The sequence below is a fragment of the Sphingomonas kaistensis genome (assembly GCF_036884275.1).
GTDB classification, from domain to species: domain Bacteria; phylum Pseudomonadota; class Alphaproteobacteria; order Sphingomonadales; family Sphingomonadaceae; genus Sphingomicrobium; species Sphingomicrobium kaistense_A.
The window spans coordinates 55,360-78,331 of sequence record NZ_CP145607.1 but is presented as its reverse complement, the minus strand read 5'-3'; the positions used below and the strand labels follow the sequence as shown (position 1 = coordinate 78,331).

The window sequence follows — 22,972 nt, the reverse complement described above, 5'->3', positions numbered from 1 at the left end:
TACACGTGCGAAGTAGATGTTCGCTTTCCACCCATTGCGGACATTCGTGGAAAATCCGCTCAGCTCCTGTTGTGGAAGACTAGCGAAGGATCGCGCGTACCTTAGCGCACCGATTGGTAGGTGCGGTCCGGCCTGGGTGACGGGAATCCGAGTATGGCGCGCTGCTGATGCCAATCAGCCGGCAATGGTGAATAGAGCAGCTTACGCTCGGTAAGGTCTGGAGGCTGCCGGCCATCGAGAATCGCGGATTTGATGTCAGGCGCCAAATAATTAAGACGTAGCAACCTGGAAAATTTGCTCGGCGTCAGTTTGTAGTTTGCGGCGTGTCTGTCGAGATCACGTGCTGGATCGGCCAAGAAATCGACATCTGCGTTGGCGGCTTTCCTCAACAAGTCGACAAGCCGTATATTAAGGTGCTCTCCGGGCTGGTGCTCGAAAGGAAGCTTTAGCTTGACTCGATGCGGTCCCAAGTTAGCGTCAGCGCGAAGTAGGTAGAGGTCTTCTTCGGAGCGAGAAATCTCAGGCATCGAATGAAACACGCCAATACCGTTCCAGCGAAGATAGGCGTCAAGCACGCGCAGGCTGATCCAGATCCGCACCTCGGACTTCGCCACTTCCACGCGGCTGACGAGACCTTCAAATTTCTTGCGGAGTTCGATGCCTTTGGCTGCGAGAATCCTTTCAGCAGCAAGTGGGCCGTTGCGTTGCATGTCGTAGGCCAATTGCGGATCAGCGTAGGCGCGGCAAACTGCCGTGCGTAGCTTTTCGCAATCCCGCAGAAAAGCAACCAGAGCTGCGGTCACAACCCGCTCGATTTCCTCCCCACGAATCCGCACACGGTCGACTCGCTGCCCCTTTCGCAACTGCCTGCTGACGCTTTCGTAATAGCGTTGAGGCCATCGCTTCGTCCCGCGCATTCGAGGGGCGAGAATGCGGTCAGTCTCATCAAAGATGAGGCCCGCTAGCAGATGTATGCTGGGATCGACCTTCCCGCTTTTCTTCGTGCGCATGGCGAGCACGGTCTGGAAGTGCTGCCATCGTTCAAGCGAGATGTACGCTTCGTGATCCGCTTTTACCAACTCGCCTTCAACATATTGATAGCCAGCGTAGATTGGGTTGCGAAACATTTTCTGCGCCGAGCCACCATACCAGAGGCCATTCCGCCGTCTTGTCTTAAAGCGAAAGCTCGAAACGAGCCTTCCTTTGCCTTCGTCATCGAGGGCCCTCAGTAAGCTACTGACGCTCGGGTAGTCGTCAAACCGGTCGAAGGCGGCGCGGACTAATTCTGCTTCCTTCGGGATGATCTCAAGCCGACCTTTCTTCGAAAGATACCCGAGCGGTGCCATGCCACCGATATAGAGCCCGCTTCTCCGCATCGTGTTCTTCTTGTCGCGGATGCGATCCCCCATCATTTCGCGCTCAAACTGTGCGAAAGTTAGGAGGATGTTGAGGACCATGCGGCCCATGCTGTCTGAGGTATCGAAGGACTGCGTAACGCTAACGAATGAGATTTCGAAGTGCTGAAAGGCGTCCATAAGACGAACGAAATCGGCCAAGGAACGGGTAAGACGGTCAATCTTATAAAAGACTATTGCGTCAATGCGCCCCTCCCGGGCGTCGGTAAGTAGCCTGTGAAGTGCAGGCCGCTCCAGATTGCCCCCGGAGAAGCCTTCATCATCGTAATTTTGCGAAAGTTCTACCCATCCTTTGTGCGCCTGACACTTGATATAGGCGGCGCAGACTGCTCGCTGCCCTGCTAGTGAGGTCATCTCCTGCCCGGTCGGGCTCTCGGTGCTCTTGCGAGTGTAAATCGCGCAGCGGACCGCCTTCATCGTCTCGGTATGACTGGGCATTGAGGCCTCCCTCGATTGCCGCTCCTTTTAACCTAGTTCGACGAAGAGCGATAAGGGTGGCTTCCGGTCCAGACCTTCTCGCTGATGGACAGTTGAGACTGCGATCTGTCAAAAATGGATCGGTATCCGACATCGAGAACATTGCAGACAACGTCGCCCTGCCGTAAATCGGCGCCGCTCCCGCTCGGTAAGCCGCAGGGCAGTTGGGAGTGAGCCGGGTTGAGCGCTTGCCAAGCGTTCCCCGGCTCCTGACCCGCTGAAAAGCTACTAGCTTCTTCGCCACCATGAAGGGATGGCGACCCGGTTCTCATCGGCACGCCGGGCCGCCAGCTGCATTGGTTGCACGGCTCGCTGGCGGGGGCAAGCGCTGACGATCTGACCTCAATGGCACCGGATATCAGCGTTCTGGCCTGCGGCGCGTTGTGTCCGTTTTCCACCCATTGCGGACATCAAGCCCGAATGTCTAAGTCCGACCCATTGCGGACAGTGAGATTGCGAGCGTACCCTTGTCCGATATGATCATCGAAGTGGTAGCTGCTGCGCTATGTGTTGGGTTCGGAGCCTTCATTATTGGCTACTTGCCGGCGCGCCGCTGGCGACGATTCGCAATTACGTTATGGGGCGTGTTACCAGTCATTTCATACACGATTGCTTGGGCTGACTGGGTAAGCCCCACATCAATCGTAATTGCGATTGTATTTGCGTTACCCTTTGCGCTGCCGTGGGCGCTGATGGCGCTTATTGGCTATAGCTTGAGCCGCGAAAGAATGGAGAGTCGCACTGCGACTTGATGCGCGCTCTACTTCATGCAGACCTTACGGGAATGTCCGCTTTCCACCCAAAGCGGACGTTCCGAGCGAATGTCCGCGTTCGACCCATTGCGGACGTTCAGCAGATGGTCGAGAAGAGAGCTATGCGCCCGCTGCATCTCCTGGTCTTCGTGTTGATGTCTGCCCACTGCACTGAGGGCAATGCGCAGCGCACGCCCGTAATTGCTCCTCCGGCCACTCGCCAGCTAAGTGGCTTAGGGACGCCCGAGGCGGATTCACTACTCGCCAGAGTAAAGGACGCGCAGAGGCGATTAGCGGCAGGCGAAGTCCTAACCTTTGAACTCTTGGCTGGCTCGGTTGCCTCGTCTGAAGCTGCAAGGATCTCACCGCGCGAAGCTTTCTTAGCGGTGCCCTTCGACAAAGTTTGGAAGATAGAAAGAGTCCGCACCGACAATCGTCTTTGGCAGCCTTTTAAACTTGCCTACGCACCAAAGGGACTGGGTCAGCTATACTGGGACATAGAGGTGGTTCTGGGCTTCAACGGCGACATCGAACAAGTGTCCATGACATACAAAGTGCCCGCACCCTTCTGAGGCTAATGTCCGCTTTCCACCCATTGCGGACATCTCGCGTTTGGCCGATACCTTCTCCTATGTCGCTCGCACCAACGAGAGTCGCTTCCAATCTTTTGATTGCGCTTGCGCTTCCAGCGTTCTGTTTCTCTGCTCTTGCTGTCTTTGGAAGCGCGACAGGCTTGTTGTTGTTGGGCTTTGGGGGTCTCGGCGCTCTCGTCGTCTTGCTGGCAGCAGTAGCACTTCCGCCTCTCTGCTTGTTCGGAGCAGCGCGGGGCCGCAATCCTGAGCTAACCCCAGCGCGGCGGTGGTTCTGGCTTTTCTCCCCTGTTCTGCCGTTGGCTCTTCTGATTGCCGCATTGCCGCGCTGAGCGCCTGACGTAGGGTCTGCTTCCGACCCATAGCGGACGTTCGAGCCCTCTCCCGCCTGCGGGAGAGGGAGGGCCCCGCCGCACAGCGGTGGGAGGGTGAGGGTGCGACCGCAACGCGGTCGCACGGCGCCCTGTGCCGCACCCCTCATCCGGCCCTTCGGGCCACCTTCTCCCGCAGGCGGGAGAAGGGCAGATCTAGCGTCCGCTATCCACCCATGGCGGACATTCGCACGGCGGGCCCTCTACAACATGCTGAAGAGTGTCCGCGAAAGCGGAAGTGCAGGTCAGCCGACGAAGAAAGGCAGAGCCAGGAACACTAGACTGGTCAGGGCCAGGGCGACGGCGAAAAGCTTGAGAACTGGGGCGGCACCCTTCCTCTTTGCCTCCTGCTGACGAGCCAACATGAGGAGCAGCGACGCGACGACCAGCAGCAGGCCCGAGATGGGGCTGATCTGAACGCCGTCGCGGCCAGCGATATCGCCGAAGGCTCGGCTTCCGGCAACGCCGAGCCAAAGGGTCAGCGCAGCTCCGCCAAAGGCCAAGGCGAGCGCCAGGACCGTGGCGAGGGCGCGGTGGCGGCGCGAGGGCTGCCAGGAGGTCACGAGACGCCGCCGATAAGGACGATCACGGCAACGATGAGCCCGCCGACGAACAAGCTGCCGAATAGCCACCATAGACCCTGCCGTTGCTCGGCGCTCGTCATCACGCGGCCGGGTCCGCGGCGCGAGTGGACGAGGATCGCGCCCGCACCAAGCAGCAGGAAACCGGCGGCCGGGCTGCCAAGCACGGGCTCGATCCAGCCAAGCCGTCCGGCCCAGTAAAGACCGATGACGACGGTGCCCACGATGTCGAGGAAAACGCCGAACCATTGCGTCCGATTATAGGGGCGCGCTGGCGGGCCCAGCGTCGACGCCTGCGGATCGTAGGTGGAGGTGCGGTAACTCATCGCGCGATCTCCAGCAGCAGGTCGCTGACAAGTGGGAGAGGAGTAATGACAAAGCCGAGGATGGTATACCCGATCGCCCAGCGACGGGCTGCGCGGGGCCTAAGGCGATCGTCGGGCTGCGGCTGCCCGGCCCGCAGCCACATGATTCCGGCGAAGATCCACAGGAGGGGTCCGACAGTGGTGAACTTGTCTTGCCAGGCGCTCAGCGAAGGAAAGACGCCCGCGTCGAGAAGAGCCAGGAACGCCGTCAGCAGCGCGATAGCGACGGCCGCGAAGGCGAAGCGCCGCTCCGCCGGAGTCGCAAACGCGCCAGGATCCGAGCGATAGCCGGCCATCATCGTGCCGCTCCAAACAGGCCGTCGCAATCGCTACGGCCCGTCTCCGAGTTCTCAGCGTCGAGAAAGCCACCACGAACCATGCCCTGCTCCTTCGGCGAGTAAGCGGATGTGTAGCGGGAGCAACATTGCCGACCAGTGGCGGCTGACAGATGAGCCGACTGTTTCGACCAACGGCACATTGCGGTCGGGGGCCGTAACAATGCCGGTTGATGATGCTCGCTACCCATTGCGTACCTTCGGACGTTTCCCAATCCTCGGTGAATTGGCTCGACAATTGGAGGGTAGAATGGCGGTTCTGCTTGAGGCTCTCGTGCAGGCGATTGCCGGGCGAAAGACTGCGGCTCGCAGCGGTCGCGTGACCAGAGCCGCTGCCACCTTGGCGCCATTCGTAATCTTGGGCGTCGTTTATCTCATGATCCGCTGAGCAGCGCCTGCAAGCCGAAGTTGGTCGTCGTGGCCCATGTCGGCTTTCCACCCATTGCGGACACTGAGGTCGTCTAGACCGTAGCTCTTCAGCAATCGCTGGAGGCTTAAATGCTCGACATTCACTCACAAGTGCCGTGGCGGCCCCGCGCCGGCGCAAGGACGACTGGCGCGAAGCTGGCGCTCAAGCCGGTATATGTCTGGGGCATTCGCATCCGACTTCAGGTTGCTCTTAGGGCAAGAGACCTCGCGCTGTTTGACCTTGCGCTCGACAGCAAGCTGCGAGGCTGTGATCTGGTGGCATTGAAGGTCTCGGACCTTGTCTCCGCCTCCGGGGTCCGATCGCGCGTCATGATCCTGCAGCGCAAGACCGGGCGGCCCGTGCAGTTCGAAGTTACCGAACAGACCCGTAGGTCGGTCGCCGGCTGGATAGAGCGGAAGGGCCTCGGACCTGGCGACTGGCTGTTCCCAAGCAGGAAGAAGCAAGGAGCTCACCTGAGCACTCGGCAGTATGCTCGGCTTGTTGACCGCTGGATTACGCTTATCGATCTGGATCCGAGTGCCTATGGCACCCACAGCATGAGGCGAACCAAGGTGTCCTTGCTCTACAAGAAGACCGGCAATCTCCGTGCCTGCCAGCTGCTGCTAGGCCACACGAAGCTGGAAAGCACGGTCAGATACCTCGGGGTTGAGGTCGATGATGCGCTGGAGTTGTCAGAGGCTCTAGAGCTGTAGCCAGGCGATGGCTGGCTTTGAGGACGATGTCAGGCTTGCTTGATCGTTCCCTATACGTTCTTCAGATCTCATGCAGCGAATCGATGAGGACCACCTACGCAAACTAGCCTTGGAAGCTATCGAGGAGGCAGCTGCTGCCTCCCACCTTGGTCCTGTCCGCCGCACTCGAGGGCTGGCCCTTGCTCTCGCATGGCTGAGACACCGAGGCGCCGACAGTGTCCTGCCTCTGTGGCCATTCAAGAGCTTCTGGGAAGGCTTGGGCTGCGAGCGCCTCCATGATCGCTGGTCGGCGGTTAACGCTGCTGCGAACGCCATCTACCTGGCTCTAGGCACCCGACGAGATCCAGCGATCGTATCTTTGTTCGAAGGTGAGCAGCGGCAACCATGATGTCCGCAATGGGTGGAAAGGGGACATTCGGTCTGCGTAGGCTCTGGGCTGGAGGGCACATGCCGGGAACACACGACAGGATAATCGCTGATGCTGCCAAAGCAGCGCTTGAGCCGCTCGGTTTTAAGCGAAAGGGTCGATCTCGCACATGGATTGCCGATCACGGCTGGTGGCTGACCATCGTTGAGTTTCAACCAAGCGCGTGGAGCAAGGGCAGCTATCTCAATGTCGCCGCTCACTGGCTTTGGTCGAAGATTGGCTCGCTGAGCCTCGACTTCGGCGGGCGGATCATGGAGCATGTCGAATACGCGACGGATGACCAGTTCACACGCGCTGCCGCCCAGCTCGTTAAAAGCGCAGCGGTTGAAGCTCAGCGGCTGGCCGAGTTGTTCGCTACCTTGAGCAAAGCTGCCGACGTTTTGCTGGAGACGGCGCAAGCAGATGGCGGGCAGCAGCACATGCACCCCGGCTGGAGCGACTACAACGCGGGTGTGGCGGCGGCGCTCACCGGTAGAACCGAGGAAGCAAGGAGATCGTTCACCGCCATCCTCGACAGTCGAGCGCCCACCGGTTCCTTACTCCACTCAGCAGCCGAGCGGATGATGCAGCTTCTGAGCGGCCCAACCTGCTTGCGAGGAGAAGTCATGTCATCAATCGAGCGCCAGCGTGAAGCACTGCGTCTACCGCCGTTGACGAGGCACCTCTTCTAATGTCCGCAATGGGTGGGAAGCGGACATCGCCAAGTTGCCCATGTCGGCAGCTCCAGCCCACTTCTGAGTGCCTCATACTGCTCGATCGAGGTGTCACTTAGAGCTTCATCGCGCGATCCGGGGAGATCGTCATAGACGATCGCCTCTTTGAATTGGCTCGCCGTCAGGTCAAGGCGCCTACCGCCGACCGAATTGTAAAAGTGCCATTGCAGACCAACCCTAGTCTTAAGAATACTGCCTCCGAGCAGATCTTGAACAACAAGTGAGGTGACGCTGCATTGCCCACGTGCCGGATTCTTCTCTGTCCAAGTTGAGGCTGTCCTACTCGACCAGGCGGTTCTCAATCGCTTTTCAAGGGCAATAACACTCTCCATGTTGCCGAACATCTCACGGACACTGAACGTCAGCAATGGGTGGAAAGCGGAAACACCCTAGAATAAGCTATGATCTATGACCGACGGGACCGCCTTGGAGCAAATCGGCATTCCTCGCGTGCGTCGAGCACTTGTGACCGATGCTCCTATCTTGGCTCGCTTAAACGCAGCAGTTCAGACACTGCACGTGACGCTATACCCCGATCGCTTCCAAGCTTCGCCAGAGGTGGAGAAGGTAGAGGCCTATCTTTCCAGGATTTTGCAGCTTACGGAAAATGTCTTCGGGATTTGCGAGACTGCTCAAGGCGCGACTGGCTATATCTGGGTGGAAGAACAGGTGCGACCTGCGTCACCTTTCACCAATGCGTTCGCTCGCCTCTACGTCCACCATTTAGTGGTAGAGCACCAGGCTCGAGAACAAGGAGTGGCTACGGCGCTTCTTAACTGGGCCTATCAGCACGCCCGAGAACGCGGCATCACCGAAATTGGATTAGATCATTGGGAAGCAAACTCGGGCGCTCACCGTTTTTTTGAGAGACGCGGCTTCGAGGTCGAAAGAGTCATCATGATGAGGCGCGTGCCACGGAAGACCTGAGCCCAATACAGCCGTGACGCTTCGTGTCCGCAGTGGGTGGAAAGCGGACGTTCCTTGACGCGTGGCTTGCTCCTCATTTCGGAGTTATGTCGAACCCGAGGAGAACTATGTGGCTTCGGATGAATCGGTGAAAGCTAAGCGGCCCGCACGAGTGCGGGCTGACGAGATCAAGGCTTTCCGCTGCAAGAACTTGATTGTCGTGATCGAGGAGCCGGAGAACCCGCGCAATATCGGCACTATCATCCGAAACGTGAATGCGTTGGGTGCGGAGAAGGTCTACGTGGTGGACCCGCGCAAGGTTCTCTCTGACGATTGGCAGAACCTACGCAGCGAGCCGAAGCTGTCCAAGTTATCAGTCTCCGCCGTCAAGTGGACGTTCGTGAAGAGGTTTGACAGCACTGAGGAATGTCTCGCGCATCTCGCCAAAAACAAGTTCGTCTCCGTCGCCACCTCGCCACACGTGAAGGGCAGGACCAACAAGTTCCTTCACGAAGCCGACTTCGCCGAACACGCGAAGCTGGCAGTGTGGTTCGGCAATGAGTCGAGAGGACTGAGCGACTTGGCCATCGAACATAGCGAGACGTGCATCAGCATTCCGATGTTCGGGATGATCGAGAGCCTCAATCTCGCGACCAGTTCGGGCATCGTCTTGTATGAGGTGACCAAGCAGAGGCGTGACTACGCCAGCCGATACCGTTTGCGGGATCGTCGAGGCGAGCGGACCGAACCCTTGCCAACACTGATGACCTCGGAGCGATAGCTTCAGCGAATGTCCGCAATGGGTCGAAAGCAGACATTCGTCGGGATGTCCGGAACGGGTGGAAAGCGGACAACGCCGGAACTAGGGTCATTTGGACCTTCATCCTGTACCGGAGCAGCAAGAAATGAGGCGCAATAGGGGTTGGAAGCGCGCTGCCGCTCTGTCTCTCACCTTGCTCGCAATGAATACTTCGGCAATCGCCATCCCGCCGCCACCACCTGCTCAGAAAGGGTCCAAGACAAGTTCCTACACGTGCAGCTCAGACGTGATGACTTTTAAGCAAAGGTGGGACTATTCCGTTTCGAAAGAGCGAAAATTTGAGATCCTTATCAACGACAGGGATCTCGCCGATGCTGATGCCGAGAAGATTTCTGAAGAGATCGCCTTTTACGGACCTTTCCAAGGTGACTACGCGGTGTGCACTAATCGCGGCTTCGAGCTGGTCCTGATGCGATACACACCATCAGCTGCCAAATTGCACCTTGGCTTCACTGGACGCGCGCTCAGGCGGATTGAGGTTTCCAACGCGTCAACGGACTTCAAGCTATTGAGAAGATACTCGACTGAATGAGCAAGGCGAATGTCCGCAGTGGGTCGATTGCGGACATAGCCACTTTAGGGCACTTCACCGCTCAACTACATCGCGGCGCATCGGAGCGACCTTAGCGAGTAAGCGATTCTGGGCCCAGAAAGGCACGCCTTCCCCGCCCATCGCAATCTGCAAGTTTTCGACAAGAGCGTTCATGTCGGCATTCTCAATACCGAGATTTTTATGCGAGCTGCGCATGTCTCGGCCGGTGTAGTTGCAACCGCCGCCGAGCAGGAAGCAGAACTGCTCCTTGAGCGTGCGCCGCAGCCGAACTTGGTCGTGGTTCTTGAAGATGTCGCTAATCCGCGGATCAGCAAAGTTGCGGTCGACGAAACGATCTACCACCCGGTCTATCCCGGCCTTGCCGTTCCAGGCGGCAAGCAGGCGCGGATCGTTGGCCGCCCCAGCCCCTGCGTTGACGTTGCTGACTGCATAGGGATCGACGGGCTCTTCGCCGGCCTGCGTGGCCATCGGCTGGAGGGCAAGCGACACTGCGGCAAGAATCATCAAAAGGCTCCTTGTAGCGACAGGTAGAGCCCGCGCTGCTTGGCGAAAGTGGCTATGCTGCCAAGGTCGGCATAACCGGCCGTGAGACCGACGTTGCGGTGGATCGCGTAAGCCGCGAAGACGTCAAAGGCGTCCTCCTCCTCCGCGAAGCCGAGGTTGTCGGGCTTGGTGCGAAGTTCGGCGCCGACCAGCAACTTGCGGGTGACGAGCTTGCCGACCGAGCCTTCGAACTGGATGGAGTGGTCGCCGTTGCGATCGCCGCCGAACCCAAGCAGGCCGAACTGATTGGCCCTGGTCACTCGCGCGGTGCCGCCGATCAGGATGCCGGTGTCGAGCTGAAGCTTGGTCGCCGATATGTAGAGGTCGGTTCCAGCGGTCTTGCGAGCGCCGAGCGCGCGCAGCAGCTCATCCTTGTTGGCGCGCTTGTGCTGCACGCCGACCGCGATCTGCGGCAGCCACGGTTGATCGTAGATTGCATCGCCGATCAGCTTCACCTTGGCCCCGAACACGTGCTGGCCAAGCTTGAAGCCGCGACCGAGGCCCAGGGCAGCGCCGGCCGAGCGAGTGTCGAAGATCTGGCGCGTGTAGGACAGCTCGATCCGGTCGAGCAGGCCGATCTTGGCGCCGGCGCCTGCTAGGGTAAAGCGGCCGGTGCGGACGAGGGTCGAGTGCGCGCCGCCGCCAATACCGGCATCGGTGGCACGGCCGCCAATCAGCGCCCAGGTGGCAAGCCCGCCGCCGGACGAGCCTTCGACCGAGGTCATCCCGTCGGTCAGCAGCAACTTCCCGCCGTGGCGAAGGTCACTGGCCAGGGCGGGCGGCGCGAACATCAAAGTCGCAAAAGCGAAAAGCCACTTTGTCATATCGGGACAAAATAGCCGTGACCCAGTTAGGAATCGGTAAACGATACTGGCCTTAATACCCGTCGCTCAAGGCTATACCGCCTGTCGAAAGCGTTCGATGAGATTGCCTGTAATTGCTGGTTTCGCCCTCCTGAACCTGCCGGGGAACGTAGCGGCCGCAACCTTGAACGTGGTGGTGGTCGATGCCGCCGGGCGACCGGTCCAGAATGCCGTCGTCTCCGCCCGTCCGCTCGGCGTGCCCGCGAGCGGCCCGCGCTTTGCGTCGACCAAGGTCATGGGGCAGCGCAATATCCAGTTCACTCCGGGTACCCTGGTGGTGCCGCTCGGAAGCACCGTCAGCTTCCCCAACTACGACAAGGTCCGCCACCACGTCTTTTCCTTCAGCAAGGCCAAGCGCTTCGAGCTGAAGCTGTTCGGCCGCGATGAAAGCCGCTCGGTGTTGCTTGACAAGCCGGGCACGGTGGCGGTCGGCTGCAATATCCACGACGCGATGCGGGGCTTCATCCGGGTGGTCGATGCGCCGTTCGCGGGCACCAGCGACGCGGCGGGCCGCCTGAGCCTCGCGGGCACGCCGGCCGGTCGCTTCCAGCTGACAGTGTGGCATCCGCAGGTCCGCGCCCGTGACCAGGAAGTCACCGTGATCGGCAGCGCCTCGGCGCCGGTCGTCATCCGCCTCCCGCTGAGTCGCTGATGAGCCTGCCCCGCTTCCGCACGCTGCAAGGCAAGCTCGCCTTTCTCTATGCCGGCCTGTTCGTCGCCGCGATGGTCTTGCTCGGCTTTGCCGCGCAGGCGATGATCGATCGCCATGCTAGCGAGACTGTGAAAAAGGAACTCGCCGCCAGCGAGCTGATCTACGACCGCCTGTGGTCGGCACGGATCCAGACCCTTGGGGACCAGGCAGACGTGCTGGCGCGCGATTTCGGCTTTCGCGACGCGCTTGCCACCGGCGACGCACCGACCATCGCCTCGGCCGCCGCCAACCTCAACCGGCGGGCCGGAGCGACCTTCACCTTGGTCGTGACCCAGGACGGCCAGGTCGTCGGCGACATCCCACCGTCGTTGCGCGCCCAGGCCGCCGACCTGCCGTTCGCCTTCCCCGAAGGGCACGGCACCGCCGTAATTGCCTCGGGCAACGCACCATTCCAGATCGTTGTCCGCCCGGTGCTCGCTCCGACCGAGATCGGCTGGATTATCTTCGCCGTGCGCCTCGACCAAGGCGAGATGCGCGCGCTCGAGAAACTGTCCGCCATCCCGCTCAAGGCCAACGTGCTGTGGCGCAGTCCTCAGGGTGGGTGGCAGCTGCAATCAGCCCGCAGCGACGAGCAGCGCACGCTGACGGCCTTGACGTCGAAGGCCGGCGCCGCGCCGCAGTTGATGCGTCTTGGCGGGGAAGAAGTGTTCGCAGTGGTCAAACCGCTTGGGGCGGCCGAAGGCCAAGGCGCGGCGATGCTGCTTATCCGCTACCCTCTGGCGTCGGCCATGGCCGGCTTCCGCCCGCTACAGATCAGCTTCCTGGTCGCGGCGCTGGTCGGCCTGCTGCTGGTCATTATCGCAAGCACACGTCTGGCCCGCAGTATCGCCCAGCCGATCACCGAGCTGGAGGATGCCGCGCGTTCGCTGGCGCAAGGCGATCGAATCGACGTGCCCGTGCGCGGCGACGACGAGATCGCCCGCCTGGCCCAGCGGTTCAACTCCATGGCCAGCGAGATCGTCGAACGCGAGCATCGCATCAGTCACATGGCTCTGAACGACGCGCTGACTGATCTACCCAATCGCGTCTTCTTCCGCGAGCAGCTGGATACGCGGCTGCGCCGGCTGCGCGAGCTGGGTTCGCACCTGTCGATCCTCAGCCTCGATCTCGACGGCTTCAAGCATGTCAACGATACGCTCGGGCACCCGTTTGGCGACAAGCTGCTGATCGAGGTCAGCCGCCGGCTCAGCAAGATCCTCCCCGATGCTTTCATCGCGCGGTTGGGCGGCGACGAGTTCGCCATCATCCTCGACGAAAACCGCGACAGCGAGCAAAGCATGCGCAATTCTCGCAAGGTGATCGAAGCCATCCAGCGGCCGTTCGTGATCGAGGGGCAGCAGGCCCTGATCGGAACCAGCATCGGAATCGCCATCGCGCCGGGCGATGGAACGAGCGCTGATGCCCTGCTAAAGAATGCCGACCTTGCGCTATACCGGGCCAAGCAGGACGGCCGCGGCGTGTTCCGCTTTTTCGAGCCGGCGCTGAACGACGAAGCGCAATATCGCCGCCAGCTCGAGATCGATCTTCGCGAGGCGCTTCTGCTCGGCCAGTTCGAGCTCCATTTCCAGCCGATCTTCGCGGCCGAAGAGCGGCAGGTGGTCTGCTTCGAGGCGCTGCTGCGCTGGAATCATCCCAAGCGCGGGGTTATCGGGCCCGATCAGTTCGTGCGGGTCGCCGAGGAAAGCGGACTGATGCTGCGGATCGGTGAGTGGGTGCTGCAGGAAGCCTGCCGCCGGGCCCACGACTGGCCGAGCCATGTCCGGGTGGCGGTCAACGTGTCACCGATCCAGTTCCGCAATCCGGCGCTGAACCGAGTCATTCTCCAGGCGCTCGCGAATGGCGGGTTGGCCGCGGAGCGGCTGGAACTGGAAATTACAGAATCCATCTTTCTCGACAACAGCTGCGATACCGTCCGCATGCTGCACCGCCTGCGCAGGTTGGGCGTACGCATCTCGCTTGATGATTTCGGGACCGGCTATTCGTCGCTCAGCTATCTGCGGACCTTTCCGTTCGACAAGATCAAGATCGACAAAAGCTTCGTCGACGACATCGAAACAGAGAGTAGCGCCGCCGCAATCGTTCAAGCGATCGTCGACCTCGCCAACGCACTCGGTATGGAAACAACGGCCGAGGGTGTCGAACACATAGAGCAGTATGAGCGCCTTCGGGCGCAGGGCTGCAGCAGCATTCAAGGCTTTCTGCTGGGCCGACCTGTGTGCGCTGTTGAAGCGGCCTCGATCGCCCTCGCAGACACTGAACAGCGCGCCGTCGCCTGAGCCGCTCGCGGCTTTCTCCAAGGTGCCTGCTAAAAGGCGAGGATACACTGAAGGTCAAGTAGCTGGACTAAGTAGATGTTCGACAATTCCAACTCTGCTTACCTCGCGCATGAAGCCGTGCCTGTGGACAAGGGCGTCAAGTTCTTCGCCATTAGTTCTACAGAATGGATTGTCTGCGTCTCTCATCCGACCAAGCAATCGTTGGCACGTCCAATGTCTGCGTTTGGGTGGAAGGCGGACGTATGGAGTGACCTCCCATCACCTACTTAATACTGGAACTGCATTCCACGACATGAGGCGGAGCGCTGCAGATGATAATCTGCAAATACTGAATCGGGCTTGCCCTTCGCCTGCACGGTGATCGTCCAGCGCCAGCCAGTATCGGTGCGTCTGAAGCGATTGAGGTAGTCCGCGCTTGAAAAGCGGTAGCGTTGCACGAAACCGTGATCTGCAAGCTCGCCGAGACCGAGCGACGGTTCGTATAAGCCGCCCGTCGTATCAAGATAGATCGATCCGATAGCGCGGGGCTGCTCACCAGCGCCATAGGTTATCGACGCCTCGTAGGGGTCTGACCCGATCGTCCGAAATTGCAGGTTAAAATAGCGGCTGCCGAGATGCCACTGACCGCGCGCAACCCCGACCGTGTCGTCGCCTAGCGTTTTCCCGGTCACTTGCCAGCAACCTTGCAGGCCGGCCACCCCCGCCAAGCCGGGCGGCACAGTGTAAGCGGGCGTAGCTAGCAATATAAGCACCGTGAACAAGTCACCCTCCTGCCTGCTGCCGGAGCAAGCTGACAGGAGGATCCTATGTCCGCAATGGGTCGTAAGCAGACATCCACGCCAGCCTCTTGGCACAGCTTTCAGAGGCTGAGGCGGGCTCGGGATTGCTGCCCTCACCAAATCGCAAGTAGATGCGTTCATAGCAGCGATCACGCCCGACCAGCGATCATGCAATCGCCGCTCGCCTCCGAAGTGGAATTGCATCCGCTTCTCGCTCTTTCCCGTAACTTCACTGGCAAGGCTCGACGCGAGGGCCGGAGACAAGGGAGACAGGAATGAGGTCGCAGAAGTTACCATTGATCTTTTGTGTGGCTGTTCTTGCCAGCCCACTTGGCGCCTGCATGACAACGACCGAAGATGGGATGAGCAGCGCTCAAGGCGAGCAGACGGTGATGGTTGGCGGTGCTGCGATGTACCCCTCTCGCACCATCGTTGAGAATGCGGTCAACTCTAGCGACCACACGACGCTGGTCGCGGCCGTAAAGGCAGCAGGGCTCGTTGAAACATTGTCCGGCGCAGGGCCATTTACAGTCTTCGCCCCAACGAACGCGGCCTTTGCAGCGCTTCCGGCCGGTACGGTGGAAACACTGTTGAAGCCCGAGAACAAGGCGACGCTGCAAAGTGTCCTTACCTACCATGTCGTTGCCGGCCGGCTTACCGCCAGTGACCTGATGTCCCAGATACGCGCTGGCGGCGGAACCGCTCAGCTTCGCACCGTGCAGGGTGGCACTCTGACTGCGCGCATGCAGGGTAGCTCCATCGTTCTGGTCGATGCCAAGGGTGGCACGGCCACCGTCACCCAGGCAGACGTCCTGCAATCCAATGGCGTCATTCACGTCACCAATGCAGTCTCTCTCCCGAGCTGACTTGGTGTAAGCCGGCGACCCGTCGTTCAACCCCTCGCGGCGGGTTGCCGCACCTCCTTGTGCCCTCTTGAGCGGAACGCTCGAAAGTGTCGCAGTCGATGTCTCACCGGCGCCCGTGATGTCTTCAGTCGGTAGGAAGCAGACGTAAGCGCCGCCGGCTAAATCCCTCCGCCGGACATCATGCAAAAACCAAGCAGACCACAGATCGAGTAAAGCCCGATTCCCGTGCAAAGCCATGTCACCCAGAGGCGGTTGGCATGGCGAGCGCTGAGGGATGCAAGAGCGACATTAATGCCGGCGACAGTAAGCGGCAGACCAACGGCGTAGAGCAATCTATGCGGTTCCACGAAGCCGACCCGGTCCACCACTGACCAGTATAGTGAGCCGAAGAACGCGGCGGTCACAAGCCATAGTACCGAAGCCAAATACGCGAGACCTCTCGCGCCTTTCAGTCGTGAGTTCTGCGCCACCCACCCACCGTGAGCCAAGTTAGTAATGTCCGTAATGGGTCGAACTCAGACTTTCGGTCGTTTCGTTCAGTAGGGGTGTGACCCTGTTTCCGTTCGAGATGCTGCTTACCGCACGAGGACTCAGATGAGTGGCCCGGCAATTAGATCTGCGAGCACCTGAAATGCAGCCGTGTCAAAGGCGAAGACCTCGACGAGGTGCACGAGAAACATACCGCCACCGACAAAGATGTAGATGGGATGGACCCGCTTCTCGCGAAGGTAGTCGGCAATAGCGCCCACAGCAATGAGGGAGTCAGCGATCAGTACAGAATAGAAGAACAGCGGATTACTCACTTCGGGAAAATAGTGGCGGAAGCGGAACCAGGCCGGACCTAGCGAAGCGATGAGGGCCAGCAGCATCAATCTCTTATGGGCTTCCGGTTTTCTGCGAAGCTGTATCGCTGCGGTGATCAGCGCACCAAAAACCAGCATCTCAATCATGATGACGAGAAGCTCACCGTTTGCTGCGGGGCTACCGCCGGCGGCGCTTCTGCGGCTCGCGAGAACCGCAACATAGAGTGTGGTAAGCACCACTCCTGCCGCGATGAACGCACCAGCCCAACCAATTTGCTTGTGCAGGCGAAGGCGTTTCTTGTGGATCAGCACCGACTGCGACAGGAAAAAGCCCACCCAGCCGAACAGGAAGATGCCGTGGACGTAGACCATCGGGTCAGCACGAAAGGTGCCGGTCACCAGCGGATAGAAAAAGGTCTTCCCGAAGCCGATTGCCGCAACTGCTACTCCGAGGGCGGCCAGCCTAAGGAATAAGATCGAACGCCTTCTTGCCCCATCTCGCATCAGCGACGCCCCCGACCCGCTCCCTTAGCGTTCTTTCATGGGCGGTGAATGTCCGCAATGGGTCGAAAGCGGACATTGGCATATCTTGGTTTCGTGATAGTCTCGGCCTCATGCTCAGCCTCCTGGCCCTAGCCGCCTTGCAAGCTACCGACTTCGGTGTTCGCCAGGTTGGCAAGTCCACTGCCGTCACCAGACAGAAAACTCATGTCCAACGATCGAGCTCGACCAATTCATTTACTTGCGATGTTGCGAAGATCACTGACGGGGACACGTTGCGTTGCGCCAGTGGGGTGCGAGTCCGCCTTGCTGGCATTGATGCGCCTGAGATTAGCCCGTGCGCGCCTGGGAGAAAATGCGTGGCTGGTGATGGGGCAGCCTCTAGGCTCTCACTTGCCGGCTTGGCTTCGGCGCGCACGCTACGCTGCGAGGCTCTTGGCACCAGCTACAAGCGGATAGTTGCGTTCTGCTCGGCGAGTGGGGTCGATCTATCTTGCGCGCAGGTGAGGGCGGGACGGGCTGTCACCCGATATTCGGAAAAAGCACGGGTCTGTCGCTAGCGACGCAAGAGTAAGCAGCGACCATGTCCGCTTTCCACCCAAAGCAGACATAAGTGCAGGCGAAGCGCTCTCGGCCTCCCGAACGTCTGCAATGGGTGGAAAGCGGAGACTAGCCGCCTACCCGCCGAATCGAGAGGAAAGGCTCCTTTGGTGCCGGCGTGATCTTGAAACGATAGGTGCCAGCGTTCGTGATCGAGAGGCGAATATTGCCGCCGCGCAGGATGAGCGGCAATCCTTCGACTGGCTCCTTGACGATCGTCGAGCCGACGAGACCGTAGTCGGCCACCGACCAGTCCGCTGCTCCGATCTTCAGCTGGTGCTCGCCGGCGCCCAGAAGTAGGTCTGCCGAGAGGCTGCCGTCGGACAATTTGCGGAGCGGTGCCTCAACGCTCCAGCCGTTCATCGAGCCGCGGACGAACAGAGGCACAGACAGCGGGTCGACAGCCTTGGCGGTCACTCTCGCAAGCGTGATGGACGGTCCGCCTTCGACGATCCGGAAACCGGTTGCCTTACCCTCTGCTTCACGGTCGAACTCGACCACGATCCCGCTTGCGGAGGTCTTGAACCGTTCGGAAGAGATGGCGACCAGGCGCTCCGGCTCCGGTCCACCGGTCTGTGCGAACAAGTGGCCTTCACGAAGATCGAGGAACACGGAGAGTCCGCCACCCTCGTAAGGGCCGGCCAGAGCGGCAAGTGCGGCGATGGGCAGGGCGGCTTCGATGACCGGCTTGCTGGCCAGTTCGGTCCAGCCATAGTCGGTTGCCACCGCCCGTACGATCTCGTCGGCGAGGCGCTTGCCCGCGCCGTTGGTAAGCACAACGATGCCCTCCCCCTTGTCGACGTAGGCAGCCATAGTGGACTGGAAACCCTCGTTGACGCCGTCATGACCGAAGCGGCGGCTTGTCCCGGCTCCGGATAGTGCCGGACCCAGGCCCCATTCGCCCTTTACCGGCGACAGCATGGCCTTGACCAGCGATGGCGAGAGCAGCGTTCCGCGTTTGCCGCTTGCAGACTTCTGGATGTCGAGCAGGAACAGGGCGAGGTCGCCTGCCGAGGTCCAGAGCCCCGCCGGTGCGAGTTCCGGATAGACGTGATGCGCGCCGGGGATCACCTTGCCTTCATGGTGACCGCTCGCCGCGTTGCGGCCGATGGGGCCCGACAGGGGCTGAGCGTAAGCGCTGTGCCGCATGCCGAGTGGTCGGAAGATTTCCCGTTCGGCAAGGTCCGCAAACGACCTGCCGGTGACATCCTCGAGGGCGACCTGTGCGACGACATAACCGCCGCCCGAGTAACGCCATTCGGCACCGACAGGGAGGATCGAGCGTACCGCTTCGGTGTTGGCGGGGGGCCGGCCGTCGAGGATCTGAACGGGTGTGGGGAGAGCCGAGCCCGCGCGGTAGCCGGGGAAGCCGTGCAGGTTGAGCCCGGCGGTGTGGCTGAGGAGGTGGCGGAGCGTGACCGGTTGTTGATTCGAGGCCGCGCTCGTCGGCAACTTCCAGGAGCGGAGTGCGAGATTGATGTCCTTGTCCAGGGTCAGCCTGCCCTGCTCCACCAGTCGGAGCGCCAAGGCGGCCGTGACAGCCTTGCTGATGGAGGCGGCCTGGAAAACCGTCTCCGTCGTCACCGGCTTGCAATCTTCGCTGTGGCGAACGCCCCAACCGCGCGCCCAGTCGAGTTTACCGTTGTGGATGACCGCCACGCTGATCCCGGGCACGCCATAGGCCTTCATGCGGTCAGCGAGGGTGAGCGGCCTCGCGCCAGCTTCCATCACGGCGGGGAGGAGATTGGTTTCGACGTACCTTGTGTGATCATTGACCACGCCGCCGGCCTTGGCATCCGGCATCCGGCATGCCGGGACCTCGGCAGCATTGGAGACTTGAGACGAACCACTCGTCAGCATGAAGAACAGGAGGGCACGCCAACCTGGAAGAAGTCGCATTCCATTCTTCATCACGCCTCACAGACATCATGTTGTATCGTAGCCTATACTTGCGAGGCGACCCGACTGGGTCAAGGCGAGCTCCGACTGCCTTTCAGCTGCAGGTCGCTGATGTCCGCAATGGGTCGAAAACAGACATTCGCCCGCCGATGAACCAGCGGCCGCTTTCATGGCCTTGCCGCCAAGACCGGTCATTCTCCTGACGGCCATCGGTTGCCGCTCGGTCCGTAACGGCGCAAGCGGCCCGCCGGGAGGAACGGCGGGCCGCGCGTGCCGGCCCATGCGAGGGCTGCAAGTCGGTGCAGATCAGTCGTCGCTGGACTTGCGGACGCTGCCCTGGGCGGAGCCGCTGGCCTGCCCGGATGCGGTCAGCGAGCCGCTCGTCCGGCGAGCCGACGAAATGGCGCCTTCGGCCCGGCCCTGAAGCTCGCCGCGCACGGCACCCGCGTGCTCCTGCGCCGCCGCCAGCTGACCACTTGCTATGCCAGTCGCGCTTCCGGCGACGGAGCCGACGTGGTCGGTGCCGACACCCTGGACGCCCAAGCTTGCGTTCTTTTCGCCCGACGCATTGCCACTGAGCGATCCCGCAAGGCCGCCGGACTGGCCCATTCCGGTCGCCGCAAGTGCGCCCTCGGCAGTGCCGGCCAGCGATCCGGCCAGTCCGAGGTTGCCGCCGGCCGAGCCGCTGCGGGTGTCGACCGAGCGACTCGAGCGGACCTCGCCGGTGCCCGCGACGCTGCTGGTCACGCTCTTGGTCACGCTGCCCGAGACATTGTTGAGCGTGCCGCCGAGCGCGCCGCCGCCGCCGAGCGCACCGCCGATGGTGCCGCCGACCGAGTTGCTGCCGTTGAGCGTGCCGTTGACCATCCCGCCGATTGAACCACCGGAATTGCCGAGAAGCTGCGCGGAGGCCGGGGTTGCAATGCCGGCGGCGAGGGCCAGCGCGATGGTGAAACGGATCATATCTTTGACCTTTCCTGTCGTTCTACGTCGTGCAGCCACGGGGTGCTTGCCTGTCGAGAACGACGGCTACTTCGAGCTTCATCCCCGCTCGCGGATTTTTATTTCGCTCCGACAACTTTCGGGTCGGTGCGGCAGGTTCCGCAGAGAATGCCGCGGCCGATCCGGCCTTTGCCCCTGAGCACCTCCCGTTCCAGCGCCTGCACCGAAGGGGTGGCAGCGAGCCGGGCGGCCACGAGCGGGGTCGCGAAGCTGGTGCCGCGAACCTTCGCATAGCCACGGCCAGGCAGGGCCGCGGCCATGTCCGACCCCGGCGCGGCATAGTCCAGACGGGCGGCGCGGCCGGCTTCGGGCAGTGCCCGGTCGCGCGCATCGACGGCAGTGACTGCCGTGACGCCCGGATAGGCGGCCGGATATTGGATCGGCGCTGCGGGACCGTCATTGCCAACCGCCGCCGCCATCCGGATCTGGCGCCTGGCGAGGAGCGCGACGGCGCGCTGAAGCAAGAGATTACTGGGGCCCACGAGGCTGATGCTGATGGCGTCGGGCTGCTTGGACGAGGCCCAGGCGAGCGCCCTGACGATGGCGCTTGCGCTGCCCGCCGCCGGGCTGCCGCCGTAGACGTCGGCGACGAACAGCCTCGCTCCACCGGCGGCACCGCGAAAGGCACCGTCGCGCCCTACCAGCAGCGAGGCGACCGCCGTGCCGTGTCCGGTTGCCTTTGCCGGTCCGGCAAAGCCCTGCTGCACGATCGAGGCACCGGCGAGGCTTGGGTGCGGGGCCACGCCCCCATCGATCATGACGATGGTCTTTCCAACCGGCATCGGCGGCGGCGCCGCGGCGGCGAGCAGCGCGCCGGCACCCGGCAGGAGCGCTCCGCCCGCCGGCTCGTAGACATGATCGTAATCGGCCGTGAGCCCGGGTGCGACCTCGGCCAGCCGCCGCATGGCTGCCCGGGCGGAAAGCCGCACGGGAACCTTGAGCACGACACTGACGAGGCCGCCGAGGTCCTCGCGGGTCTCGACCGTGAAGCCCGCCGAAGTCGCAGCCCTTAACTGGGCTTCGGTCGGGTCGATCGCGACCAGCACGCCGCGCCGGATCGGTGCCCCGTCGGACCCGACGTCGAGCAGCGCCGGATTGGCGCGGATCAGCTCGGCAAGGCGAAGACGGCGCAGCTCTGCAAGCGTTTCCCGGCCAAGGTCACCGACGGCCGGACCGACCCCGAGCCGGTCGAGGCTGGGGACCGTCGCCGCGCGCCGCTCTGTCGGGGTAAGGCCGCGCAGAAGCTCGCCGACCAGTGGTGTACCGCGAACGGCGTCCGGCAGCGGAACGGGCAGGTTGCCGACCGGAAGCGAAGGCAGCAGTTGCGCCTGGGCCGCGCCGCCAGCGGCAATTGCGGCGCCGGCCAGCAGCAGAGCGGCAAGGGCGGAAGAGTGTCTGGACATTCCCGGGCATCCTAATCAGTTCGTCGTCAGGGATGAAACGGCGCAGCCTCCTCGTTTCATCCTCATGGAGAGCAATGAACAGCCAGGACGAGTTTGCCCAAGGAGTCGCATCGCTGCTGCCACGGGTGCGGCGCTTCGCCTTCGCGCTGTCGCGTCACCCGGCGGACGCGGACGATCTGGCAGCGCTCGCGGTCGAGCGGGCGCTTCGCAGCCGGGCGCAGTTCACGCCTGGCACCAGGCTCGACAGCTGGCTGTTCCGCATCACTCGCAACCTGTGGATCGACGAGGCTCGCAGCAGGCAGCGCAAGGCGGCGTGGGAAGCGCCACCGGAAGAGGGCGAGCGTCAGGGCTTCGACGGTGCGGCCGACATCGAGCGCTCGGCGGAACTGGCAAACGTCATGCGGGCAATGGGCCGCTTGCCCGACGAACAGCGGGAGGTCGTTGCCCTGATCATGATCGAAGGCCTTGGCTACCGGGAGGTCGCCGAGCTGCTCGGGCAACCGATCGGCACGGTGTCGAGCCGGTTGGTACGCGGGCGCAATGCCCTTCTTGCGGCGCTTGGCGAGGAAAGTGACGAATGACCGACGATCCCAACTTCTACGCCTGGCTGGATGGAGAGCTTCCGGACCCGCAGGCGAGCGCAATGGCCGCGAGGGTTGCGGCCGATCCCGAACTCGCCGCCTTCGCGGGCCAGCACCGGGCACTGTCGAACAGGCTTTCCGCGGCGTTCGCACCGGTCCTGGCCGCACCCGTGCCCGATCGTCTTCAGACGGCGGCGGAGCCACGAACCGCCGAAGTGATCGACTTTGCCGCACGCGCTCGCCGGCGTCAGTGGAGCGTTGTCGGGCTGGCCGCGGCCGCCAGCCTGGCGCTCGGACTCCTGATCGGCACCAATGTGCCACGGGAGGGCGGCCCGTTTCGGTCGACAGGCGGACAGCTTGCGGCCGCCGGGTCCCTGGACGCGGCTCTAGACCGCCAATTGGCTGCTGCCGGCGAGCAGAATGGTGTTCGTATCGGCCTTAGCTTCAAGGACCGGGAGGGCCGCTACTGCCGTACGTTCGCCGCTGAAGCTCAGAACGGCCTAGCCTGCCGCAGGGGTGAGAACTGGGCAATCGAGGGCTTGGTCCGCTCCGGCTTCACTCAGGGGGATTATCGGATGGCGAGTGGCCAGGATCCGGCACTTTCCGCGCTCATCGATAGTCGCATTGCAGGCGAAGCGTTCGACCCAGCGGCGGAAGCGCAAGCCGTCACGAAGCAGTGGGAAGATTAGGCCCACCTGCGCAAGCTCGCGTCTGCCT

General features: G+C 61.9%; 24 protein-coding genes. 12 read left to right on the top strand and 12 right to left on the bottom strand.

What is annotated here, in order from left to right; translation table 11 throughout:
• Positions 1–101: 101 nt before the first annotated feature.
• Positions 102–1,853, bottom strand: coding sequence for a recombinase family protein (locus V6R86_RS00320; protein ID WP_338501092.1), 1,752 nt, complete (start codon positions 1,851–1,853; stop codon positions 102–104).
• A gap of 506 nt (positions 1,854–2,359) precedes the next feature.
• Here V6R86_RS00320 and V6R86_RS00315 point away from each other — a divergent pair.
• Positions 2,360–2,644 carry a hypothetical protein gene (locus V6R86_RS00315; protein ID WP_338501091.1) on the top strand — a complete coding sequence of 95 codons (285 nt, stop codon included), beginning with the start codon at positions 2,360–2,362 and terminating at the stop codon, positions 2,642–2,644.
• A gap of 122 nt (positions 2,645–2,766) precedes the next feature.
• The gene (locus tag V6R86_RS00310; RefSeq protein WP_338501090.1) at positions 2,767–3,216 is read left to right on the top strand and encodes a hypothetical protein; all 450 of its coding nucleotides are present in this window, start codon (positions 2,767–2,769) and stop codon (positions 3,214–3,216) included.
• A 634-nt stretch (positions 3,217–3,850) separates the two neighbouring features.
• Here V6R86_RS00310 and V6R86_RS00305 read toward each other — a convergent pair.
• From V6R86_RS00305 to V6R86_RS00295, 3 genes are read right to left on the bottom strand one after another with little or no spacing between them, the layout of a single operon-like run.
• Positions 3,851–4,168, bottom strand: a complete 318-nt coding sequence (locus V6R86_RS00305) for a hypothetical protein (protein ID WP_338501089.1) — start codon at positions 4,166–4,168, stop codon at positions 3,851–3,853.
• Positions 4,165–4,512 carry a hypothetical protein gene (locus V6R86_RS00300; RefSeq protein WP_338501088.1) on the bottom strand — a complete coding sequence of 116 codons (348 nt, stop codon included), beginning with the start codon at positions 4,510–4,512 and terminating at the stop codon, positions 4,165–4,167. Before V6R86_RS00300 ends, V6R86_RS00305 begins: the two co-directional genes overlap by 4 nt.
• Complete coding sequence (locus tag V6R86_RS00295; RefSeq protein WP_338501087.1) at positions 4,509–4,850, bottom strand: hypothetical protein; 342 nt, start codon at positions 4,848–4,850, stop codon at positions 4,509–4,511. The genes V6R86_RS00300 and V6R86_RS00295 overlap by 4 nt, the downstream gene beginning before the upstream one ends.
• A 534-nt stretch (positions 4,851–5,384) precedes the next feature.
• On the opposite strand from V6R86_RS00295, the gene V6R86_RS00290 reads away from it, so the two are divergent.
• Complete coding sequence (locus tag V6R86_RS00290) at positions 5,385–6,008, top strand: tyrosine-type recombinase/integrase (RefSeq protein WP_338501086.1); 624 nt, start codon at positions 5,385–5,387, stop codon at positions 6,006–6,008.
• A gap of 447 nt (positions 6,009–6,455) precedes the next feature.
• Positions 6,456–7,106 (top strand): DUF4304 domain-containing protein, encoded by a 651-nt coding sequence (locus tag V6R86_RS00285; RefSeq protein ID WP_338501085.1) that lies wholly within the window; start codon positions 6,456–6,458, stop codon positions 7,104–7,106.
• Here V6R86_RS00285 and V6R86_RS13825 read toward each other — a convergent pair.
• A complete protein-coding gene (locus V6R86_RS13825) occupies positions 7,103–7,480 on the bottom strand; it encodes a YunG family protein (RefSeq protein WP_425335968.1) in 378 nt (125 codons plus the stop codon). The genes V6R86_RS00285 and V6R86_RS13825 overlap by 4 nt on opposite strands.
• 76 nt (positions 7,481–7,556) lie before the next feature.
• Here V6R86_RS13825 and V6R86_RS00280 point away from each other — a divergent pair, with 76 nt between their 5' ends.
• The 3 genes from V6R86_RS00280 (at position 7,557) to V6R86_RS00270 (ending at position 9,406) form a co-directional block, all read left to right on the top strand.
• Positions 7,557–8,075 carry a GNAT family N-acetyltransferase gene (locus V6R86_RS00280; protein WP_338501084.1) on the top strand — a complete coding sequence of 173 codons (519 nt, stop codon included), beginning with the start codon at positions 7,557–7,559 and terminating at the stop codon, positions 8,073–8,075.
• A 109-nt stretch (positions 8,076–8,184) separates the two neighbouring features.
• Complete coding sequence (locus V6R86_RS00275; RefSeq protein WP_338501083.1) at positions 8,185–8,835, top strand: RNA methyltransferase; 651 nt, start codon at positions 8,185–8,187, stop codon at positions 8,833–8,835.
• Positions 8,836–9,100: 265 nt separating this feature from the next.
• Positions 9,101–9,406 carry a hypothetical protein gene (locus V6R86_RS00270; RefSeq protein WP_338501082.1) on the top strand — a complete coding sequence of 102 codons (306 nt, stop codon included), beginning with the start codon at positions 9,101–9,103 and terminating at the stop codon, positions 9,404–9,406.
• 54 nt (positions 9,407–9,460) lie between these two features.
• Here the strand turns inward: V6R86_RS00270 and V6R86_RS00265 are convergent, their stop codons facing one another.
• Together V6R86_RS00265 and V6R86_RS00260 are read right to left on the bottom strand one after the other, a co-directional pair.
• Entirely contained in the window at positions 9,461–9,931 is a 471-nt protein-coding gene (locus V6R86_RS00265) for a group 1 truncated hemoglobin (RefSeq protein WP_338501080.1), read from the bottom strand.
• Positions 9,931–10,761: a DUF3034 family protein gene (locus tag V6R86_RS00260; RefSeq protein WP_338501079.1), complete on the bottom strand. Its 831-nt coding sequence runs from the start codon at positions 10,759–10,761 to the stop codon at positions 9,931–9,933. The genes V6R86_RS00265 and V6R86_RS00260 overlap by 1 nt, the downstream gene beginning before the upstream one ends.
• 130 nt (positions 10,762–10,891) lie before the next feature.
• Here V6R86_RS00260 and V6R86_RS00255 point away from each other — a divergent pair, with 130 nt between their 5' ends.
• Positions 10,892–11,485, top strand: a complete 594-nt coding sequence (locus V6R86_RS00255; RefSeq protein WP_338501078.1) for a methylamine utilization protein — start codon at positions 10,892–10,894, stop codon at positions 11,483–11,485.
• The gene (locus tag V6R86_RS00250) at positions 11,485–13,821 is read left to right on the top strand and encodes a putative bifunctional diguanylate cyclase/phosphodiesterase (RefSeq protein ID WP_338501077.1); all 2,337 of its coding nucleotides are present in this window, start codon (positions 11,485–11,487) and stop codon (positions 13,819–13,821) included. The genes V6R86_RS00255 and V6R86_RS00250 overlap by 1 nt, the downstream gene beginning before the upstream one ends.
• A 266-nt stretch (positions 13,822–14,087) precedes the next feature.
• Here the strand turns inward: V6R86_RS00250 and V6R86_RS00245 are convergent, their stop codons facing one another.
• On the bottom strand, positions 14,088–14,582 hold the full coding sequence (locus V6R86_RS00245; RefSeq protein WP_338501076.1) for a hypothetical protein: 495 nt from the start codon (positions 14,580–14,582) through the stop codon (positions 14,088–14,090).
• 359 nt (positions 14,583–14,941) lie between these two features.
• Here V6R86_RS00245 and V6R86_RS00240 point away from each other — a divergent pair, with 359 nt between their 5' ends.
• Complete coding sequence (locus tag V6R86_RS00240) at positions 14,942–15,466, top strand: fasciclin domain-containing protein (protein WP_338501075.1); 525 nt, start codon at positions 14,942–14,944, stop codon at positions 15,464–15,466.
• A 590-nt stretch (positions 15,467–16,056) separates the two neighbouring features.
• Here V6R86_RS00240 and V6R86_RS00235 read toward each other — a convergent pair.
• The 4 genes from V6R86_RS00235 to V6R86_RS00220 form a co-directional block, all read right to left on the bottom strand.
• Positions 16,057–16,773 carry a hypothetical protein gene (locus V6R86_RS00235; RefSeq protein ID WP_338501074.1) on the bottom strand — a complete coding sequence of 239 codons (717 nt, stop codon included), beginning with the start codon at positions 16,771–16,773 and terminating at the stop codon, positions 16,057–16,059.
• 666 nt (positions 16,774–17,439) lie between these two features.
• Positions 17,440–19,281 (bottom strand): serine hydrolase, encoded by a 1,842-nt coding sequence (locus tag V6R86_RS00230; protein WP_338505344.1) that lies wholly within the window; start codon positions 19,279–19,281, stop codon positions 17,440–17,442.
• 294 nt (positions 19,282–19,575) lie between these two features.
• Positions 19,576–20,232, bottom strand: coding sequence for a hypothetical protein (locus tag V6R86_RS00225; protein ID WP_338501072.1), 657 nt, complete (start codon positions 20,230–20,232; stop codon positions 19,576–19,578).
• Between the two features lie 98 nt (positions 20,233–20,330).
• Complete coding sequence (locus tag V6R86_RS00220) at positions 20,331–21,674, bottom strand: S8 family serine peptidase (RefSeq protein ID WP_338501071.1); 1,344 nt, start codon at positions 21,672–21,674, stop codon at positions 20,331–20,333.
• Between the two features lie 74 nt (positions 21,675–21,748).
• On the opposite strand from V6R86_RS00220, the gene V6R86_RS00215 reads away from it, so the two are divergent.
• A complete protein-coding gene (locus V6R86_RS00215; protein WP_338501070.1) occupies positions 21,749–22,255 on the top strand; it encodes an RNA polymerase sigma factor in 507 nt (168 codons plus the stop codon).
• Positions 22,252–22,944, top strand: a complete 693-nt coding sequence (locus V6R86_RS00210) for an anti-sigma factor (protein WP_338501069.1) — start codon at positions 22,252–22,254, stop codon at positions 22,942–22,944. Before V6R86_RS00215 ends, V6R86_RS00210 begins: the two co-directional genes overlap by 4 nt.
• Positions 22,945–22,972 lie beyond the last annotated feature (28 nt).

Coding starts and splice junctions, on each gene's coding strand:
- V6R86_RS00320 (WP_338501092.1), bottom strand. CDS start 1,853: ATGCCCAGTCATACCGAGACGATGAAGGCGGTCCGCTGCGCGATTTAC.
- V6R86_RS00310 (WP_338501090.1), top strand. CDS start 2,767: ATGCGCCCGCTGCATCTCCTGGTCTTCGTGTTGATGTCTGCCCACTGC.
- V6R86_RS00300 (WP_338501088.1), bottom strand. CDS start 4,512: ATGAGTTACCGCACCTCCACCTACGATCCGCAGGCGTCGACGCTGGGC.
- V6R86_RS00295 (WP_338501087.1), bottom strand. CDS start 4,850: ATGATGGCCGGCTATCGCTCGGATCCTGGCGCGTTTGCGACTCCGGCG.
- V6R86_RS00290 (WP_338501086.1), top strand. CDS start 5,385: ATGCTCGACATTCACTCACAAGTGCCGTGGCGGCCCCGCGCCGGCGCA.
- V6R86_RS00285 (WP_338501085.1), top strand. CDS start 6,456: ATGCCGGGAACACACGACAGGATAATCGCTGATGCTGCCAAAGCAGCG.
- V6R86_RS13825 (WP_425335968.1), bottom strand. CDS start 7,480: ATGGAGAGTGTTATTGCCCTTGAAAAGCGATTGAGAACCGCCTGGTCG.
- V6R86_RS00280 (WP_338501084.1), top strand. CDS start 7,557: ATGACCGACGGGACCGCCTTGGAGCAAATCGGCATTCCTCGCGTGCGT.
- V6R86_RS00265 (WP_338501080.1), bottom strand. CDS start 9,931: ATGATTCTTGCCGCAGTGTCGCTTGCCCTCCAGCCGATGGCCACGCAG.
- V6R86_RS00260 (WP_338501079.1), bottom strand. CDS start 10,761: ATGTTCGCGCCGCCCGCCCTGGCCAGTGACCTTCGCCACGGCGGGAAG.
- V6R86_RS00255 (WP_338501078.1), top strand. CDS start 10,892: ATGAGATTGCCTGTAATTGCTGGTTTCGCCCTCCTGAACCTGCCGGGG.
- V6R86_RS00250 (WP_338501077.1), top strand. CDS start 11,485: ATGAGCCTGCCCCGCTTCCGCACGCTGCAAGGCAAGCTCGCCTTTCTC.
- V6R86_RS00240 (WP_338501075.1), top strand. CDS start 14,942: ATGACAACGACCGAAGATGGGATGAGCAGCGCTCAAGGCGAGCAGACG.
- V6R86_RS00235 (WP_338501074.1), bottom strand. CDS start 16,773: ATGCGAGATGGGGCAAGAAGGCGTTCGATCTTATTCCTTAGGCTGGCC.
- V6R86_RS00230 (WP_338505344.1), bottom strand. CDS start 19,281: ATGAAGAATGGAATGCGACTTCTTCCAGGTTGGCGTGCCCTCCTGTTC.
- V6R86_RS00225 (WP_338501072.1), bottom strand. CDS start 20,232: ATGATCCGTTTCACCATCGCGCTGGCCCTCGCCGCCGGCATTGCAACC.
- V6R86_RS00220 (WP_338501071.1), bottom strand. CDS start 21,674: ATGTCCAGACACTCTTCCGCCCTTGCCGCTCTGCTGCTGGCCGGCGCC.
- V6R86_RS00215 (WP_338501070.1), top strand. CDS start 21,749: ATGAACAGCCAGGACGAGTTTGCCCAAGGAGTCGCATCGCTGCTGCCA.
- V6R86_RS00210 (WP_338501069.1), top strand. CDS start 22,252: ATGACCGACGATCCCAACTTCTACGCCTGGCTGGATGGAGAGCTTCCG.